This window comes from Bradyrhizobium stylosanthis, assembly GCF_001641335.1.
GTDB lineage: Bacteria > Pseudomonadota > Alphaproteobacteria > Rhizobiales > Xanthobacteraceae > Bradyrhizobium > Bradyrhizobium stylosanthis.
This window is the reverse complement of the sequence record NZ_LVEM01000002.1, coordinates 339,358-355,335: the sequence shown is the minus strand read 5'-3', so window position 1 is coordinate 355,335 and position 15,978 is coordinate 339,358. Positions and strand designations below refer to the sequence as shown.

Here is a 15,978-nt window from a genome sequence, read left to right as displayed (position 1 = left end):
GTCGATGCCGTTCAGCGAGGTGCGCATTCACCTTGAGCGCACCGCGACGCTGGACCGCAGACAGCAGCCCCCGAAAGACGACGACTGATGCCCAACGAGCAGGAGGAGCTAAAGCTTGTCGTCTCGCTGGTCGACAACGCGTCGGCTGGCATCGACAAGATCGTCGAGAAAACGAAGGAGATGGGCGGCCCGCAGGTCAAGGAAGCCCACGAGAAGATGCGGCGCGGGACCGAGGAGCTGAACAAGGTCTTCAAGGAGGCCACGGGCGGCTTCGGGGACGCGTTCAAGGCTCTCGGCACATTCCGCGGCGGCCTGGTTGCGGGCGCAGGCGGCTTGGCGCTGTTCGGCGTCGAGATGACCAAACAAATCGGCGAGCTGAAGAAGTGGGCCGAGGAGCTGCGCGGCATCAGCCAGGCGGCGCGTCAGATCGGCGTCGATCCAGCGGCGATGAAAAACATCATCAGCCAGTTCGAGGCTGTTGGCGTCAGCGCGGACCAGACGAAAGCCAATCTCGGCAAGATGTCCGAGGCGGTTGCCGACCTCAACCGCCAGGGCAGCGCGCTGCGCCGCGAGCTGCTGCACATGGCGGGACCGACGCCGCAGGCGCAGGCGAGCATGCGCGAATTCCTCGACAAGATCGTCCACGCGAGGTCCGAGGAAGAGCGATATAACGCTGTCGCCGAGGCCCGCAACAACGTCCTGAAGAACGCGCTCGCCAATGGCTACACGCTGCAAGAAGCGACCAACCGTGCGAACGCCTTCACCTCGCACTTTTGGGACAAGACGATGGAGGCGAAGGAACGCCTCAACCAGCTGTCGGCGGAAGATCAGCGCATCCAGAATGAGCGGATCGCCAAGGCGCGCGAATTCGCCAACCTCACTGGCGAGATCAGCGGCGAATGGTCCGACATCATCGAGGAGCTGAAGGCGCCGTTCCTCGACCCCGCGATCAAGGCCGCGAAGACCTTCCTGGAAATCAGCAAGGAAATCCACGAGTGGCTGAAGAAGAATTACGAGCTGGCCAAGCCTGACGAGGCGAAAAAGTCGATCCAGGACACGTTCGGCAAATTCCGGGGGCCGCTCCAGCTCGGCACGCCGCAGGCCGAAGAGCAGAAGAAGACGACCGAGGACAACACGGACGCGCAGAAGAAGCTGAAGGAGTCGAACGACGCTCTGATTGACGCCCTCAAGAGCGGCTTCATGCCGATGAGTTACACGGGGGGCGGCGGCCGCAGAAATCCACTGCTGCAGAACGCGTCGTTCACCACGGGCGGCTCGCAGGGCTTCAGTGGCAGCGGCGGCGGCGGTGGCATGGGCCCGTTCGGCGGCGGGCCCGGCTTCGGCGGCGGCGGCAGCTATGGCGGCGGCGGCTCGGCCGGTTACGGCGGCAGCGGCTCGGGCGGCTACGGCGGCGGCGGTGGTTCGCCCTATGGCAGCGACACGGGCGGCTCGACAGGCGGTCCGCAGAGCGGCCCCGCAGGCGATCCCAGCGTGCCGTCCGACATCCTGGCCAAGGCGCGCTCGGTCGCGCTGCACGGCGGCCCCGGAGCCGTCGAGAGCTTCATGCGCTCGCAGGGCTACCCCAAGGCGGGCAGCTGGTGCGGTGAGTTTGCAGCATCTGTCGTCAAGTCGGTCGGCGGTACGCCGCCGAAAGGCGCGGCCGTTGCATCGAATTGGCGCAACTGGGGCACGCCGGTCGCACCGGGAGACGTGAAGCCTGGCGACATCGCGGTCGCCGACCGAGGCGTGCGCACCGGACAAACCGGAAGCCACGTCACCATCGTTGAAGACATCAACCGGAAAGCCGGGACGTTCACCGGGCTTGGCGGCAACCAGGGACGCGGGTTCGAGTCGCAGTTTGCGTTGAAGGGCTACTCATTCCGTCGCGGCGGCACGCCGAACGGACAAGTCGCCGGGCCCGGCACGGGCGCGGGAGCTGGCGACACGCCAGCGGCGGCAGACGGCGCGCATGGTAGTGGAGGCAGCAACGAACGCGCCGCGATGATGGCGGAAGTCAACAAGGACCCCGCCAGCAAAGAGCTGCTCTACAGGATGATGAAATCGGAGGGCGGTGGCACTCCGACAGTCGAAGCGCTGATGAACCGCGTCCAGATGGTGCGGCAGAAGGTGCCGGGTTATTCGATTGGCCGGGAATTGCGCAGCGGCTTCTACGGCCCGATCAATAAGGGGATCACGCGACCCGTCAGCGAAAACGAGCGGGCGCAATTCGACAAGAGCCTCGCCGAAGCGGTCGGCGGCAGCGACTACATCCAGGGCCGCACCAATCAGGGCATGGCGTCCGATCCAGGCGCGAGGCTGCCGGGTCGCGTTCCGGGCTACAAAGAGGTTTACAATTATTGGGAAGGTCGACGTGGCGGCGTCGACTTCTCAGTCGCCGACAGCGCGCGGTTTGCGCGCGAACAGCTCGACCGGAAGATGGCCGCTGGCAACAAGGTCGAGGGCTCCGGCAAAATCAGCGTCGATGTGAACGCGCCCAAGGGCACCAAGGTCGGCGCCCAAGGCGGCGGCATCTTCAAGGACGTTGAGATCAATCGTCAGACCCAGATGGAGCCCGCACGTAAGGGCCCGGAGACGCTGTCGATATGACCACCATCTTCGAAATCACGCCGAACAAGCCGAGCTGGCGCGATGACTGGGTGCGGGCGACCTACAACAACGCGCCGTTCCATTGCGAGGCCAACACCCGCGAAGGCGGGCGTCGCATCGTCGAGCATCAGTTTCCGAAGAAAGAATATCCCTACGCGGAAGACATGGGCCGTGCAGCGCGCGAGTTCTCGATCCGCGCCTATTGCATCGTCTACTCCCGCGACGACGACGATCTGTACCGCACTGACTATCGCAAGGTGCGCGACAGGCTGATCGATGCGCTGGAGGCCGAAGGTCCCGGCATACTGCAGCTTTCGACGCAGCCGCCGCAAACCGTGGTGGTGACGAAATACCGGATGACGGAGGAGGAGCGCTTCGGCGGCTTCTGCACCTTCGACATCACCTTCGTGGAATACGGCATCGACCCGCTGTTCGATCCCGGCCAAGAGGACACCCAGGCGACGCTGGCGAAGGCATCGCAGAACGTTCGCGACCAGGTGCAGCGCTCGCTTGCGCCGCCGTCGCCCTCCATCGGCACAGCAACGGTTGACGCATGAAGCGCACAGATGCGAACGAGGCCGCTCCGCTCGTTGACCGGATGCTGGCGCTCTTGCTGTCGTTCGTCCCGGCGAAGGGCCAAGCAGGCCTCGACGCCAGAACGGCCATCGGCGACACGCGGGTCAATGCGTACAAGCTGCTGATCGAGGACGCCATAGGGCCGCCCCTCGACAACTGCTTCGACCAGGCGCGCCAAGCGGGCATCACCTGGCAACAGCTCGTAACGGTGCGCGGTCATATCGAGCAGGCGAAACCCGTCTCGCTTGGCGCGGTGCTGCTCCAGAACGCGGGCATCCGGCTTTGCCTGGCGACCGAAGGCTACATTCTGGCGGGAATGACGTTCGTCAGCCGCCAGCAGGTCGATGCGATCAAGGCCGCATTGTTTCAGCCGTTCCAGGACGCAGAGGAGATCGCCGCCGACGATATGGATCAGATGACGTTTCAGTCGCTGATCACGCTGCACGGTGCGATCACCAATCACCTGGTGCAGACCGCGCTGCCGCTGCCGCGCATGCTGAAATATCAATTCTTCAAACCGCTGCCGAGCCTGGTCATGGCGTACAAGCTCTACGACGACGCGTCCCGCGCCGAGGAGCTGCGCGACGAGAACAAGGTCGTGCATCCCGCCTTCTGCCCGATGGTCGGCGAAGCACTGTCGGCGTGATCGATGCCGAAACCGCAGGAAGTCGCCGTCCTGGTCGTCAATGGCCGGAAGTTCGAGGACTGGGAATTCGTCATGGTCCGTCGCAACTGGGGCGACTCCTACGCCTATTTCCAGTTCAGCGCGGCCGAGCGCGACCCGGTCTTCAAACAGGGCGGCCCGTTTCCCGATTGGCAAAAGCTCCAGTTCAAGCCGGGCGACCTTTGCAGCGTCTATCTGGCTGGCTTTCTCGCGATCACCGGCTTCATCGAGGTGCGCCAGGTCGCCTATGACGCCTTCAGCCATGGCGTGATGCTCATCGGCAAGAGCTATACCGCGCTGGGTGCCAAATCGAGCGTCGATACCAAGACCGGCAGCTTCGATAACAAAAACATCGTCCAGATCGCGCAGGAGGTCTGGGCCCCCTACGGCGCAGGCGTCAAGGTGGTCGGCCAGGTCGATATGACCCCGTTCGACAAGCTGCAGAACAATACTGGCGAGCCGGTCTGGGATTTCATGGAGCGCATCGCGCGGGACCGCTGCGCTAGGCTGGCCTGCGATGCCTTTGGCAACTTCCTGCTGATCGGCGAGCACAGCTTCGCCCCCGTCGCAGGATTGGTCGAGGGCAAGAACATCCTGTCCTGCCAGTGCGTCATCGACTCGACGATGGTGTTCGAGACCTACGATGTTCGCGGCAGCTCGCAGGGCAGCGACGATCACAACATGACCGACGCCAGCGAGCAGCAGGCGATCCAGAACACCAGCATTGCGAACGTCCTCTATAGCAAGCTGATCACGCCGATTGAGGAGTCGGTGAAGTCGCAGGGCGAGATGAAGCTCCGGGCGGACTTCGAACAGCGCATCCACGACGGCCAGCAAATCCAAGCCACCATCACCGTGCAGGGCTGGCTGCGCGAAGGCGTCGCGCTCTGGAGCGAAGGCGAGCACGTCCACGTCTATTCGCCGATGGCGATGCTCGATGAAGAACTCGCGATCCAGCAGGTCATTTTCACGCAGGACGACAAGCGCGGGAGCATCACGGTGCTGACGTGCGTCAATCCAGAGTTCCTGAACGCGCATCCAACCTACAACGTGGGGAAATAGGAAATGCATCGGGCCACACCGCTCAACAGCTCCCTGCGGAGCTACTCCGCTGGCGGCGCACGCGGCGTCGTCGATCAGGTCGATGACAGCAAGTTTCTGCAGGAGATGGCTGGCAACTTCATGCACAACGAGTCGCGCAAGGGATGCGAGGCTCCCCAGAACTACGGCTTCACGTCGGTGGTGTTCGACGCCGAGAAGGACGCCCAGGGCAAGATCAAGTCGGCCGCAGAGCATTTCACCAGCTTCATGGGCGGCAGCCGCTCGTTCCCCATCGCAATGATGGATGATCGCCGCCACCGGCTCTTTAAGCTGGATAAAGGCGACACCGCGATGTTTCGCGGGCGCGGCGACAAGCAGCAATTCCACCTGACGAAGGACGGAGGCTTCTGGACCGCGCCGCAGGACAAGACCGTGCGCATGCACCTGGTCCAGCAGGACAGCGAGAGCAACTCGACGATGGACCAGGGCGGCGGCTCATCGGGCGGCAGCTCGGCGGGCGGCCAGGCGGCGACGCGCGATGCGGGCGGCAGTTCGGGCGGTGGCTCTGGTCAGCAAGGCGGCCAGCAGCAGAAGCGCGGCCAGCAATCGCTCTACAAGGACGGCCAGAAATCGCCGCTGTTTGTCGAGGTCACCAAGGACAAGACGCGAATGGGCGGCAACCAGTGCCATCTCGCGCTGGCCGATGGCAACACGTACCTGCACTGCCACACCGACAAGAAGGTCTACGTCGGCGCGGAGGCAGGCAAAGCATCGTTCGATTACCTGGTCACGCTATCGGGCCCGTGCGTCAACAGCCTCGGCAAGATCGGGTGAAGCACGATGCCAGCGGGCTATAACGTCCCTGACATCCGGCTGGTCCAGAACAACGTTTTTCCGCAGTATTCCGTCACGGTCGACTGGTCGCTGCTGCCGGATGGCACGCTCGACGACACCCAGGCGCTTGCCACCGCGATCATCGTCGCGCTCGGCACCAACGCACTCGCGGGCCCGAACGACATCATGCCCGACCCGGACTCCAATGACCGGATGGGCTGGTGGGGCGATATGGACGCCCAGGCGATCTGGGGCGGCTGGGACATCGGCTCCAAGCTGTGGCTGCTGCGTCGCTCCAAGATCACCCCGGCCCAGGCGCGGCAAGGTTCGACGCTGGTGATGGTCGAGAATTACATCGCCGCAGCGATACAGCCTTTCGTCGACCGCAAGATTTGCTCGGGCTTCGATGTGTGGGTGACGCGAGTTGACCCGCAGCGGATCGATGCCCTGCTGCGCATCTATCGCGGGCCCCTTCCAGAAATCGAGCTTCGCTACGCCGTCCTCTGGGACGCCATGCAATCCTCCTAACAGCAGCGAAACAGCGACATGCCATGGTCAACGCCGACATTGCGCGCGGTGCGCGAACTCGTGCGCGATGCGGTCAACGCTTCTTTGCCGGGCGCGGACGCCAACGTGCCGAACAGCGTGCTGCGGGTTCTCTCGGACAACCAGGGCGCTCTCTGTCATCTGACGCTGCAATATGTCGACTGGCTGTCGCTGCAGCTCTTGCCAGACACCGCCGAGACCGAGTGGCTCGATAGGCACGGCCAAATCTGGCTGGTCAACGCCGACGGCTCGACCGGCCGCAAGATGGCGACGCTCTCGACCGGCACGGCAGAATTCCAGGGCCTGGTCGATGGCACGGTGATCCCGACCGGGACGCAGTTGCAGAGCGCGGTCGGCTTGCCCGTTGACTTCAGCTCGCCGAATTCGGTGGTGACCTTCGAGACGCTGGAGGACATCACGACATCGGCGAGCGCGCCAGCGACCGGCAACATCCGCGCGGTCGATGCGGGGTCCTTCGGCAATCTGCCGGACGGCTCGGGGCTCTCGATGCTGCCGACCATCCCTGGAGTCAGCAGCACGGCGTTCGCCTACAGTTTGACGGGCGGGACGGACACCGAGACCGACGACGAGCTGCGCGCTCGCATCTTGCAGCGCATCCGCAACCCCCCGATGGGCGGCGCGCAAGCCGACTATGTCTCGTGGGCCTTGGCGGTCCCAGGCGTCACGCGGGCCTGGGCCAACGTCGAGCAAGGCATCGGCACCATGACGGTGCGCTTCATGATGGACGATCTGCGCGCCGACAATGACGGCTTCCCGCTGCCGCCCGATGTTGCTGCGGTCGGGGCCTATATCGACAAAATGCGGCCCGTCACCGTGAAGGATTGCTTCGTCGCGGCGCCGATCAAGTCTTTCGTCGACCTGACGATAGCGGACCTCAACCCGAACACCGACGAGTGCAAGGCCGAGATCGAGGTGCAGCTCAAGGACATGATGTTCCGGATGGCCGCGCCTGGCCAGACGATCTATTCGGCCTGGATCAGCGCAGCGATCATGCAGGCCCCGAGCGTGATCTCGTTCGATCTCGTCACCAATAACGACTTCGTCATGCCCAACATCGGCAGCATGGCGGTGCTCGGGACCATTCTTTATGAGTGACCGGCACATCCGCAGGGCGGGCAGCGACTATCGCGACGCCTTCCTGGAGCTGCTGCCGCAGGGCCAGGCCTGGCCGAAGCATTCCATCGACAGCGTGCTCCGGCAGGCCTGCGATGGCCTGAACAATTACTGGGGCTACGTCGACGGGCGCGCTGCCGATCTCCTGGAGACCGAGAGCGATCCGCGCAAGACGGTCGAGCTGTTGCCGGATTGGGAGCGCAATTGGGGTCTGCCCGATCCCTGCTACTCCGCGCCGCAGACGATAGCCGAGCGGCAGAACGCGCTCGTCGCCCGGATGACGCTGTACGGCTCGCAGTCCCGCGAGTTCTACATCAGCTTCGCCGCCTTCCTCGGCTACACGATCACCATCACCGAGTATCGGCCATTCATGGTCGGCATCGATTGCTGCGGCGATGATCGCGTCTATGGCGATGGCACCTTCATGCAGGACCAGTGGGGCCGCCCGATCATGGACCCCAACGGCGAGCCCGTCGCCGATGGCGAGCTGAGCGAGTGGCCGAACTACGGCTTGGGGCCACCCGAGAACCGCTACTACTGGACGGTGCATGTGCACCAGGCCGACCTGCAATGGTTCAGGAGCGCATCCGGCCAGTGCGGCATCGATCCCCACCTTCGCATCGGTCACGCGCAGGACCTTGAGTGCATCCTCGCGCGCTGGAAGCCAGCGCACACCGAGATTGTCTACGACTACACCAACCTTCATCCCGGCGACCCGATGGAAGGGACGCCCTAGCGATCCACGCCTTTCAGATCTGAAGCCCGGTTTCCCGCTCGCGCGGGACGCCGCGAGAGGACGCGTGCATGCAGTACAACCAGCCATATGGAATGCCGCCCGAGTCAACGTGGGGCGACACGCCGTACATCAACGGCAACCCCGCGACCGGACAGCAAGGCTCGATCCCGCCAGCTGCCTCTATCGAGTTTCCGCAGCGCGAGATCGTCAACCTGATCCGCGAAGTGAATATCGCGGCGGCGAGCAACTCCGATCTGCAGCAGCTAGCCAAGGCGATCCAGTCGTCGCGCCTGAACTACTCGACGGATTTTGGCACCTCGAACGCCTATGCTGCGCAGCTTGCACCAGCGCCGGACGGCTACTACGCAGGCATGGTCGTCCGTCTCAAGATCGCCCATCCAAATGCGGGCGACTCGACGCTGGCCTGCAACACGCTCCCGCCAGCGCACATCGTTCGGCCAGACGGCACCAACCTGCAGCAGTACGATCTGATCACCGGCCAGATCGCGACGTTCGTTTTCGACGGTGCGAATTGGGTGCTGACCGGCATTTCAGCCGGCGCATCGGGCGGCCCGATCTATCTCACCGCTCCCGTTGATTATTATGTCAACGGCAACACCGGCAACGACACGTTTGACGGATCGCAAGCTGCGGTCGGCACCGCGCCGAAAGGACCGTTCAAGACGCTGCAGCGCGCGTCGAACGCGATCTCGAAGTTCAATCTGAACGGCTTCAACGTCACCGTCCATGTCGCCGACGCGAACAACTATTCAATGTGCGTGCTGCCAGCTGCGGCCGGTCAGGGCAGCATCCTGTGGCAAGGCAACAAAGCGAACCCTCAAAATTGCCTTGTGTCCTGCGGAGACAATGCGGTCGCGCAAGCTTGCTTCGTCGCCCAGGGTGCGAACAACATTCTTAGCGGCTTCCGCTGCGTCGGCAATCTCGGCACTTATGGCGGTGGCATCGCGATCCCTGCGTCGTCCCAGCTCATCATGGACAACATCACGTGGGGGCCGACCAACGGCACGCATCTGACCGTCTACAACGGCGGCATCTGTCGTCTGAATGGCGCAACTGCGGATATCTTCCGGGTCGACGGTCCGCCACTCGGCAACACCTACGCTCCCGCGTGCTGGTTGAGCATCTTCGGTGCCGGTCGCCTCGATATTGTCAACATGTCCACCCCGCCGCAATTCCAGATGATCAACACGCCTATGAACTTCGGTCTTGCCTTCATACAGGCGTCCGATGTCGGCGTGTGCTCGCTTGGGTTCACGGGCGGCATTGCCAACGCGGCAGCTTGCACCGGCAAGCGCTACAACGTGGTGACGAATGGCGTCATCAACACGGGCGGTGCCGGTGCGGCCTATTTGCCCGGCAACATCGCAGGCACGCAGTCATCGGGAGGCCAATACATATGATCTATGATCCGAACGACTGGTATTGGCGCGCCGGGGATGGTCGCGTGTTCGCAAGCGCTCGGCAGCAGATCGTCGACGAGAACGATGCGGAGTTTCTGGCCTTCAAGGAAGTGCAATACCCAACGGATTGGCCGCGCGATGATGCCGGCGGGCAGACCGACGCCGCGCTGCAGGCGGTGGTCGATCCCTACGAGACGATTTTCGTCAACGAGGAATACTACGCTGCGAACCGGCGCTGGCTCGTCGAGACCGGCGGCATCACGTCAAGCGCAGGCGTGCCGCTTGAGACGAACGATCGTTCCAAGACGATGATCATCGGCGCAGGGCTTGCCGCGAGCAGCGACAGTCAGCTCACCACCACCTGGGTCGGCGCAGATGGCAATTTCTATCCGCTGACTAACGCGCAAATGATCGAGCAGGTCGGCGATCTGCAGCGCCACATCGATGCGTGCTTTGTCGCCTATACCGACATCGTCGGGCAGCTCAGAAGCGGCAAGAAGCTTTCGCGCAAGCAGATCGACGATGTGTTCGCGGCGGCGAAGCCGCGACCGGCACCTAAGCAGAAGTCTCCTTCGTCGAAGAAGTGAGCCCATGGCCATCTGCAACATCACTTGCTGGAACGACGCCGACTTCATTCGCGGCTTCGTCTATGAGACCGCCGACACGCCGCCAGTGCCGATTGATCTGACCGGCAACACCATGCGGATGGGCATCCGCCACCGCGCCGAGGATGTCACCGAGGAGATGCTGCTCACCACCGAGAACGGCGGCCTCTCGATCACCGACGCGCCAAACGGCAAGTTCACGCTCTGGATCACGCACGCGCAGCTGCTGGAGCTGCCGCTGGGCGATTACGAGCATTCGCTGATCCGGAGCACCGCCACGGGCCTGCAACTGCGCATCTGGTCGGGGTCGCTGACCGTCAACGCTGGCCCGAGCCGGGGCAACAACACATGAGCTATGATGTCGTCGTCTCGACCGACTATGACGTGATGATCTCAGCCGAGCCGAGCGAAGACGTGCAGGTTTTGCTGGATCGCTCGGTCGAGACCATCGACGTACCAGAGCAGGGACCGCCCGGTCCGCAAGGTCCGATGGGTCCGCCATCGACCGTGCCGGGGCCAATCGGACCGCCCGGCGTAGACGGCAATACGATCCTGTACGGGTCGCGCGATCCGGTCGCGAGCGACGGCAAGAACGGCGACTTCTGGATCAACACCGCGACCAACGTCATCTTCGGCCCGAAGGCGTTCAACGTCTGGCCAGCCGGTGTGTCATTGGTCGGTCCGCAAGGAGCGCAAGGGCCGCGCGGCAACAGCGTGCTCTATGGCGTCGGTGCGCCAGGTGCAGGCGTTGGCATCGATGGCGACTTCTACATCGATACCAGCACGCATTTCATGTACGGGCCGAAGGCGTCGGGTGCCTGGCCAGCCGGAACGTCGCTGATCGGTCCGCAAGGTCCGCAGGGCAACCAAGGCATTCAGGGCAATCAGGGCATTCCGGGGCCAACCGGCACGCGCGGCTCTCTGTGGTACGAGGGCGCGGGCGCACCGGGCGTGATCGCGGGCGCGCTGGCGAACGACAACTATCTCAACACCACCAACGGTGACGTCTACACCTACAGCGGCAGCGCGTGGGGCTCGCCGGTCGGCAATCTCAAGGGTCCGCCTGGCGCGTTGCCTGAAGCGCCGACCGATGGTGGTTACTACACGCGGCGCAACTCGGCGTGGGTTGATGCCGCGCTGACGTTCCTGCGCTTTGATGCGGCGCAGGTCCTCACCGCGCCGCAGCTCGCGCAAGGACTGGCGAACCTCGGGCTGACCAAGAAGAACTACTTCGTCAATCCTGCGATGCAGATCGCGCAGGAATGGGGCACCACTGCGCAGAACGTCACAGCCGGTTCGTCTGTCCCGTTGGACCAATGGATCGTGGCCAGCACCCCAGCGGGCGCCACCATCTCGACGGTCCAATCAACCACCAATGACACGCCTTCCGGTACGCCGCGCCTGCGCGCCGTCGTTACGGCCTCGGCCAGCCCTGCGGCGGGAGACGTGGCCTACGTTTGCCAAATCTTGGAGGGCAACAGGGTCAGGGACCTCAACTCGGGCAAGGCGAACGCCAAGACGGTCACGCTGGCCTTTGGTGTGCGCGAGCCCGCAGGGACCTACTGCGTTTGCATTCGCAATGACCAGAGCACGCGCACCTACATTGCGGAGTACGTCATCGCTGCCGGTCAGGCCAATACCGACGTGCGGGTCAGCGTCACGCTCCAGTTGGATACCTTGGTCAGCGCGACCAACTGGAAGACCGACACCACGATGACGTTCTACGTATTCTGGATGCTGTCGTGCGGGACCTCGTATCAGATCGCTCCGGCCAACAAGAACCAGTGGCTGGCTGGCAGCGCGCTCGCGACTTCCAATCAACACAATTTCCTCGACACCGCTAACAACGTCTTCGAACTGTTCGAGACCAGCTTGACCGAAGGCAATGTCGCGCCGCCATTTACGGTGCCTGAGTACATCAGGGAGTTGGAGGTGTGTGAGCGATATTTGGAGCTGTGCACCTTCGCCTTCTCGGTCATAGGCAGCCCGCAGGCCAATCGCAATTATCAATATCCGGGTCAATGGAGGACCACCAAGCGCGTCGCTCCGACGATCTCGCTGCTAAATCCATTTCAGAACAGGACCGTCAACACTGGGATCGGCTTGTATGGCACCACCGGTTGGTACGCCTCGTGGAATAATACAGACACCTCCGGTGACGACATGCAGTTCAGCGGGACCATCAAAGCGATTGCGAGGTGAGGCAAATGGCTGAGTATCGCCTGACCGAAACCGATCAGATGGTGATCCGCACCGCCGATGGCGCGTACATCCCCAACGATGACGGCAATCGCGACTGGCAGGCCTATCAGCAATGGCTGGCCGATGGTGGTGTGCCCGACCCCTACGTGCCGCCACCGGAGCCGCAACCCGGCATGGTCGCTCCGGTCATTGTCGCGTCCGCGCATGCGACCATCAAGAGCAGCGCCATATCGCTCGCGGGTCAGCCGTTCAACATCGCGACCGCGACCTACACCGGCAAAGGCGTGTTCGCCTTCACTTTCATCAACGCGCTTCCCGACGCGAACTACACGGCGATGATTACCAGCGACTCGGTCGCCGAATTGGCCGATGGGCGGACGGCGGCGGGCTTCACCATCAATACCTACACTGGCGGCGGCGGCGCGGCGCACGATCCGAAGAGCATCGACTTTCAAATTTTCAGGGCGCCGACGCCCATGTGAGGACCGACACTCCCGACCTTGGCCCCGCTTCGGCGGGGCCTTTTTTATTTGACCACCCGCAGGTGCCCACGGCGGACCTGGTCGAGCGCTTCGGCATGCATCGCCTCGGCCTCATCCCAGGTTGAACAGCGGTTCTGGAAACCTTCCAGCGAGCCGCCGAAGATCATCGTCTCGAACAGCAGCGGCGGCCCGTCGCCGAAATGCCGATGATCGATCCCCAGAAAAACGGTGCTGATGTGCACGGAGCCGACGAAGGTTTCAGCGACGCGCCAGGGATCGAGCCCGGTCAGTTTGAACGTCGAGTGTCGCCCGGCTGATGCGCTGGCCCAGTCGTTGAGCGGCACCTTCGCGGCCACCCGGTTGACCAGCACATAGCAGCGGATAGGTTCGAACGCGGCGGGGAGCTGCTCGCCCTCGACGCGGACGAAGGTCGGGAAACGAATGATGTTGTCGTCATCATCCGGCATCGCGGTCCTCCCGCTGCCGTGGCTCCAGGGCCCGCGCCGTCTTCAGCGCCTCCTGCAGCAGCAGCAACGCATCGTCGGTCCTGCCGTGGCGATAGGCTGCAAGCCCGCTGTCCAGCAGGGCCAACAGCCGGTCTTCGGGCTTGCGGTCGTCACCGCTCATTCGCGCCCTCCTGCTTGTCGGTTGCCGCTGGGCACAGCATGGCGAGGATTTCGGTAGCCTTGCGCCTGGCGATCTGCTGCCGCTTGATCATGCCCTCCTGGGTCTGATAGCGCGTGAAGGCGTTCACATCGATGATGCGGGCTGCCAGCTCGATGATCTCGTCCTTGCTGGTCATTTCTTCGACCTCGGTTCGATCAGCCGCCGAAACGCATCCTGTCCTTCCTCGCTCTGGGCCCAGGCGTCGCTCTCTTCCGGGCTCGCGTCGAAGTCCCCGTTGATGTGACGCTTCCGAACGGCCTCGATGGCCTGGGCCCGCTTCTGGTCGTTGAATGACTGCGCGACCTGTGCTGCTACGCGAAGGTCCTTTTCCAGCTGCATCTCGGGGAGATCGAGCGGGGAAAGGAAGTCGTGATAATAGCCGGTCGCCGCGCGGTCGGCCATCTCGTGCAGCCCGACCCCGCGCAGCACGGCAGCCAGCTTGTCCTTCGTGTGCTCGGTCATGAAGGTTCCAGCTCCACGAAGTTGATGGCAACGCGACCGGGCTCGTACTCCTCGACCCAGACGCGATAGGGGCGGCTCGGCGGATAACCAGAGAAGCCGAACGCCTCCAGCACCATCTTGGCGGCGTGCTCGTTCGGGACCTTGCCGGGAACGCGCGAGGAGATTGAAAGATGCCGGAACAGTCCGGAGGGCTGCTCCTCGAATGAGATCGCGGCGACGTAGGACCCGAGCTGCACGGGATATGTCGGATATTCCCTACGGAGCGCGTCGATGCGGTCAGGGTCCGGCCGCTCGTCGAGCTTCAGCGTATTGGTCGGACCGTCCCTGTCGTCCACGATGACCTGCCGCATCTTGTCCCAGGGCATCGGCTTGGCCAGCGCGGACCGGATCGCCGTGGCGATGGCGGCCTTCTCATTGTCGCCGATGATCAGAACGCCACTCATTGCATCGGCCCTCCATCCGGGCTGATTTCCATGACCTCTTCCCTGTGGGTCAGTTTGACCAGCTTGACCGGCTTGCCGCTCGCCTGCGCGATCCAGCGCGCCCAGGGCAGCAAGCTCTGGAGCCGCACCTCGTCGGCCGCGACCAGCGGGATAAGCGTGCCGGGCCCCATCAGGGGCCCAGCGCAGAGGCCTTCACCGGTCTCGTCACTGGAGATGAAGGCCCACACCTCGTCGATCCGCCTCAATTCGTTCGGCGGGGAATGCACTTCCGGATCGTCGTCAGACATCGAACTCTCCTCTTAGTGCCCCTCGGCGGCGAGCGAGCGGGTCAGCGAGATGATGCTGCGCCGTACCTGGTGGCTTTCAACCCTCGACCAGGCCTCGATCAGATCGATGCCGTCCTTGCTCGATACAAACTCACTAACCAAACTGTCCTGCGGCTCGCCCCTTGAGCGGTCCTCGCCCGCCAGCGCCGCCATCGTGGTCTTGAGGAAAGCAGCGATCTCGTTCAGCCGCGTCGACGCGACACGGTTCACGCCCTTCTCGTATTTCTGGATTTGCTGGAAGGTGATGCCCAGCGCGGCCCCCAGCTCGGCCTGGCTGATGTGCAGCTCCAGCCTCCGCGACCGGATGTTCATGCCGGTCTGCCGGTCTTTGTCGTTCACCGCTCGCGGTGATACCTTTTGTCTACGGCGCATGTCTGCGCTCCTTTAATTCCCATGCCCAGTTTTTATTGTTTGTTCTGATGCTCCAACTTGTCCGCTTGTCCTTGAAATTCTCCTCTGTTGTCGCCCCTGGGTCATCGCTCACGCAGCGTGCTCGGCAGGCAGCGCTCCTAGCTGATGAGCGCGCTTCCTCCGCACGGGCGGCTTCGACTTCGCGACTTTCTTCGCCGTCCTCTTCGCGAGCGGCTTGGTCGCCGCTGGCTTCAGCCTGACCTCGCCACGGTAAATGTCGATCTGGTCGTGCTGCTTGAGGTAATGCAGCTTCAATTTGATCTGCGTCGGGGTCAGCCCGGTGTCGCGCACCAGGGCTGAGATCGCGATCCATCTGTCGAGCGACAGATACTCGACGAGCTTGATGCTGCGCGATGACGGCTTCATCACCGGGGCGGCAGGTTGCGGCTTCGGAACGTGAGTTGTGAGTACCTCGCGCATCCCGGCCGCGATCTTGGTGAGCCGCAGCACCAGCTCGGTCAGATCGGCGACTTCTCCCCGCAGCGCCTTCATCTGGTCCGGCAGCGGAACGACGGCGTCGGGTTGCGGCAGCTCCAGCGCCTTCGTTAACGGCTTGGGTTTCTCCGGCCTTTGGTTCTGGGCCTTCAGCGTCACGTTGTCGGCGCGCAGCAACTTGCGGACCTCGGCGCGGGTGTTCATGCGGGCCCGCCAGTCGCTCGCTGTCTTGGCGACGAAGACGCGGCGGACCTCCTTTTCCGGCACCACCTGCCAGGCGATCTCGATGTGGCCGCCATTGGTGTCTCGGGTTTGCCCCTTCACCCCATGGAGCTTCAGTTCGTTGAGCGCGATCTCGGTCAGTTCATTGCTGTACGCCATTCCCTC

21 protein-coding genes are annotated in these 15,978 nt (G+C 63.4%); 13 read left to right on the top strand and 8 right to left on the bottom strand.

The genetic code is table 11. The features are described 5' to 3' along the window. Positions 1–87 precede the first annotated feature (87 nt). From A7X65_RS43015 to A7X65_RS43010, 13 genes are all read left to right on the top strand, one after another. Positions 88–2,607 carry a CHAP domain-containing protein gene (locus A7X65_RS43015; protein ID WP_063685531.1) on the top strand — a complete coding sequence of 840 codons (2,520 nt, stop codon included), beginning with the start codon at positions 88–90 and terminating at the stop codon, positions 2,605–2,607. Beyond that, positions 2,604–3,164, top strand: a complete 561-nt coding sequence (locus A7X65_RS13640; RefSeq protein ID WP_063685528.1) for a DNA circularization N-terminal domain-containing protein — start codon at positions 2,604–2,606, stop codon at positions 3,162–3,164. The genes A7X65_RS43015 and A7X65_RS13640 overlap by 4 nt, the downstream gene beginning before the upstream one ends. Beyond that, a complete protein-coding gene (locus tag A7X65_RS13635; RefSeq protein WP_063685526.1) occupies positions 3,161–3,829 on the top strand; it encodes a hypothetical protein in 669 nt (222 codons plus the stop codon). The genes A7X65_RS13640 and A7X65_RS13635 overlap by 4 nt, the downstream gene beginning before the upstream one ends. Before the next feature lie 3 nt (positions 3,830–3,832). Next, positions 3,833–4,909 (top strand): phage baseplate assembly protein, encoded by a 1,077-nt coding sequence (locus A7X65_RS13630; RefSeq protein WP_063685524.1) that lies wholly within the window; start codon positions 3,833–3,835, stop codon positions 4,907–4,909. 3 nt (positions 4,910–4,912) lie between these two features. Beyond that, complete coding sequence (locus tag A7X65_RS13625) at positions 4,913–5,722, top strand: phage baseplate assembly protein domain-containing protein (RefSeq protein WP_063685522.1); 810 nt, start codon at positions 4,913–4,915, stop codon at positions 5,720–5,722. 6 nt (positions 5,723–5,728) lie between these two features. Then, positions 5,729–6,250, top strand: coding sequence for a phage GP46 family protein (locus A7X65_RS13620; protein WP_063685520.1), 522 nt, complete (start codon positions 5,729–5,731; stop codon positions 6,248–6,250). Between the two features lie 18 nt (positions 6,251–6,268). Further along, positions 6,269–7,384 (top strand): baseplate J/gp47 family protein, encoded by a 1,116-nt coding sequence (locus A7X65_RS13615; RefSeq protein ID WP_082884929.1) that lies wholly within the window; start codon positions 6,269–6,271, stop codon positions 7,382–7,384. Beyond that, the gene (locus A7X65_RS13610) at positions 7,377–8,138 is read left to right on the top strand and encodes a YmfQ family protein (protein WP_063685516.1); all 762 of its coding nucleotides are present in this window, start codon (positions 7,377–7,379) and stop codon (positions 8,136–8,138) included. The genes A7X65_RS13615 and A7X65_RS13610 overlap by 8 nt, the downstream gene beginning before the upstream one ends. 68 nt (positions 8,139–8,206) lie before the next feature. After that, positions 8,207–9,559 carry a hypothetical protein gene (locus A7X65_RS13605; RefSeq protein WP_156527794.1) on the top strand — a complete coding sequence of 451 codons (1,353 nt, stop codon included), beginning with the start codon at positions 8,207–8,209 and terminating at the stop codon, positions 9,557–9,559. Then, positions 9,556–10,146 carry a DUF4376 domain-containing protein gene (locus A7X65_RS13600; RefSeq protein ID WP_063685512.1) on the top strand — a complete coding sequence of 197 codons (591 nt, stop codon included), beginning with the start codon at positions 9,556–9,558 and terminating at the stop codon, positions 10,144–10,146. The genes A7X65_RS13605 and A7X65_RS13600 overlap by 4 nt, the downstream gene beginning before the upstream one ends. Positions 10,147–10,150: 4 nt before the next feature. Continuing rightward, positions 10,151–10,516, top strand: coding sequence for a hypothetical protein (locus tag A7X65_RS13595; RefSeq protein ID WP_063685510.1), 366 nt, complete (start codon positions 10,151–10,153; stop codon positions 10,514–10,516). Continuing rightward, positions 10,513–12,366: a collagen-like triple helix repeat-containing protein gene (locus tag A7X65_RS13590; RefSeq protein ID WP_063685508.1), complete on the top strand. Its 1,854-nt coding sequence runs from the start codon at positions 10,513–10,515 to the stop codon at positions 12,364–12,366. Before A7X65_RS13595 ends, A7X65_RS13590 begins: the two co-directional genes overlap by 4 nt. A 5-nt stretch (positions 12,367–12,371) precedes the next feature. After that, the gene (locus A7X65_RS43010; protein ID WP_063685504.1) at positions 12,372–12,848 is read left to right on the top strand and encodes a hypothetical protein; all 477 of its coding nucleotides are present in this window, start codon (positions 12,372–12,374) and stop codon (positions 12,846–12,848) included. A 44-nt stretch (positions 12,849–12,892) separates the two neighbouring features. Here A7X65_RS43010 and A7X65_RS13580 read toward each other — a convergent pair whose 3' ends face one another. The 8 genes from A7X65_RS13580 to A7X65_RS13550 form a co-directional block, all read right to left on the bottom strand. Further along, entirely contained in the window at positions 12,893–13,315 is a 423-nt protein-coding gene (locus tag A7X65_RS13580) for a hypothetical protein (RefSeq protein ID WP_063685502.1), read from the bottom strand. After that, positions 13,305–13,475 (bottom strand): hypothetical protein, encoded by a 171-nt coding sequence (locus tag A7X65_RS41650; protein ID WP_156527793.1) that lies wholly within the window; start codon positions 13,473–13,475, stop codon positions 13,305–13,307. The genes A7X65_RS13580 and A7X65_RS41650 overlap by 11 nt, the downstream gene beginning before the upstream one ends. Continuing rightward, a complete protein-coding gene (locus A7X65_RS13575; protein WP_063685500.1) occupies positions 13,465–13,650 on the bottom strand; it encodes a hypothetical protein in 186 nt (61 codons plus the stop codon). Before A7X65_RS13575 ends, A7X65_RS41650 begins: the two co-directional genes overlap by 11 nt. Next, entirely contained in the window at positions 13,647–13,976 is a 330-nt protein-coding gene (locus tag A7X65_RS13570; RefSeq protein ID WP_063685498.1) for a hypothetical protein, read from the bottom strand. The genes A7X65_RS13575 and A7X65_RS13570 overlap by 4 nt, the downstream gene beginning before the upstream one ends. Then, positions 13,973–14,419, bottom strand: coding sequence for a hypothetical protein (locus A7X65_RS13565; RefSeq protein WP_063685496.1), 447 nt, complete (start codon positions 14,417–14,419; stop codon positions 13,973–13,975). Before A7X65_RS13565 ends, A7X65_RS13570 begins: the two co-directional genes overlap by 4 nt. Then, positions 14,416–14,706: a hypothetical protein gene (locus A7X65_RS13560; protein ID WP_156527792.1), complete on the bottom strand. Its 291-nt coding sequence runs from the start codon at positions 14,704–14,706 to the stop codon at positions 14,416–14,418. The genes A7X65_RS13565 and A7X65_RS13560 overlap by 4 nt, the downstream gene beginning before the upstream one ends. 12 nt (positions 14,707–14,718) lie before the next feature. Continuing rightward, on the bottom strand, positions 14,719–15,084 hold the full coding sequence (locus A7X65_RS13555; RefSeq protein ID WP_167358242.1) for a helix-turn-helix domain-containing protein: 366 nt from the start codon (positions 15,082–15,084) through the stop codon (positions 14,719–14,721). A gap of 141 nt (positions 15,085–15,225) precedes the next feature. Continuing rightward, entirely contained in the window at positions 15,226–15,972 is a 747-nt protein-coding gene (locus A7X65_RS13550) for a hypothetical protein (RefSeq protein WP_063685492.1), read from the bottom strand. Positions 15,973–15,978: the final 6 nt, after the last annotated feature.

Excerpts from the sequence above, each read along its gene's own strand:
- A7X65_RS13565 (WP_063685496.1), bottom strand. The coding sequence starts at position 14,419 with ATGAGTGGCGTTCTGATCATCGGCGACAATGAGAAGGCCGCCATCGCC.
- A7X65_RS13560 (WP_156527792.1), bottom strand. The coding sequence starts at position 14,706 with ATGTCTGACGACGATCCGGAAGTGCATTCCCCGCCGAACGAATTGAGG.
- A7X65_RS13640 (WP_063685528.1), top strand. The coding sequence starts at position 2,604 with ATGACCACCATCTTCGAAATCACGCCGAACAAGCCGAGCTGGCGCGAT.
- A7X65_RS13620 (WP_063685520.1), top strand. The coding sequence starts at position 5,729 with ATGCCAGCGGGCTATAACGTCCCTGACATCCGGCTGGTCCAGAACAAC.
- A7X65_RS13600 (WP_063685512.1), top strand. The coding sequence starts at position 9,556 with ATGATCTATGATCCGAACGACTGGTATTGGCGCGCCGGGGATGGTCGC.
- A7X65_RS43010 (WP_063685504.1), top strand. The coding sequence starts at position 12,372 with ATGGCTGAGTATCGCCTGACCGAAACCGATCAGATGGTGATCCGCACC.
- A7X65_RS13575 (WP_063685500.1), bottom strand. The coding sequence starts at position 13,650 with ATGACCAGCAAGGACGAGATCATCGAGCTGGCAGCCCGCATCATCGAT.
- A7X65_RS13635 (WP_063685526.1), top strand. The coding sequence starts at position 3,161 with ATGAAGCGCACAGATGCGAACGAGGCCGCTCCGCTCGTTGACCGGATG.
- A7X65_RS13595 (WP_063685510.1), top strand. The coding sequence starts at position 10,151 with ATGGCCATCTGCAACATCACTTGCTGGAACGACGCCGACTTCATTCGC.
- A7X65_RS41650 (WP_156527793.1), bottom strand. The coding sequence starts at position 13,475 with ATGAGCGGTGACGACCGCAAGCCCGAAGACCGGCTGTTGGCCCTGCTG.
- A7X65_RS13615 (WP_082884929.1), top strand. The coding sequence starts at position 6,269 with ATGCCATGGTCAACGCCGACATTGCGCGCGGTGCGCGAACTCGTGCGC.
- A7X65_RS13610 (WP_063685516.1), top strand. The coding sequence starts at position 7,377 with ATGAGTGACCGGCACATCCGCAGGGCGGGCAGCGACTATCGCGACGCC.
- A7X65_RS13605 (WP_156527794.1), top strand. The coding sequence starts at position 8,207 with ATGCAGTACAACCAGCCATATGGAATGCCGCCCGAGTCAACGTGGGGC.
- A7X65_RS13550 (WP_063685492.1), bottom strand. The coding sequence starts at position 15,972 with ATGGCGTACAGCAATGAACTGACCGAGATCGCGCTCAACGAACTGAAG.
- A7X65_RS13630 (WP_063685524.1), top strand. The coding sequence starts at position 3,833 with ATGCCGAAACCGCAGGAAGTCGCCGTCCTGGTCGTCAATGGCCGGAAG.
- A7X65_RS13570 (WP_063685498.1), bottom strand. The coding sequence starts at position 13,976 with ATGACCGAGCACACGAAGGACAAGCTGGCTGCCGTGCTGCGCGGGGTC.
- A7X65_RS13625 (WP_063685522.1), top strand. The coding sequence starts at position 4,913 with ATGCATCGGGCCACACCGCTCAACAGCTCCCTGCGGAGCTACTCCGCT.
- A7X65_RS13580 (WP_063685502.1), bottom strand. The coding sequence starts at position 13,315 with ATGCCGGATGATGACGACAACATCATTCGTTTCCCGACCTTCGTCCGC.
- A7X65_RS13590 (WP_063685508.1), top strand. The coding sequence starts at position 10,513 with ATGAGCTATGATGTCGTCGTCTCGACCGACTATGACGTGATGATCTCA.
- A7X65_RS43015 (WP_063685531.1), top strand. The coding sequence starts at position 88 with ATGCCCAACGAGCAGGAGGAGCTAAAGCTTGTCGTCTCGCTGGTCGAC.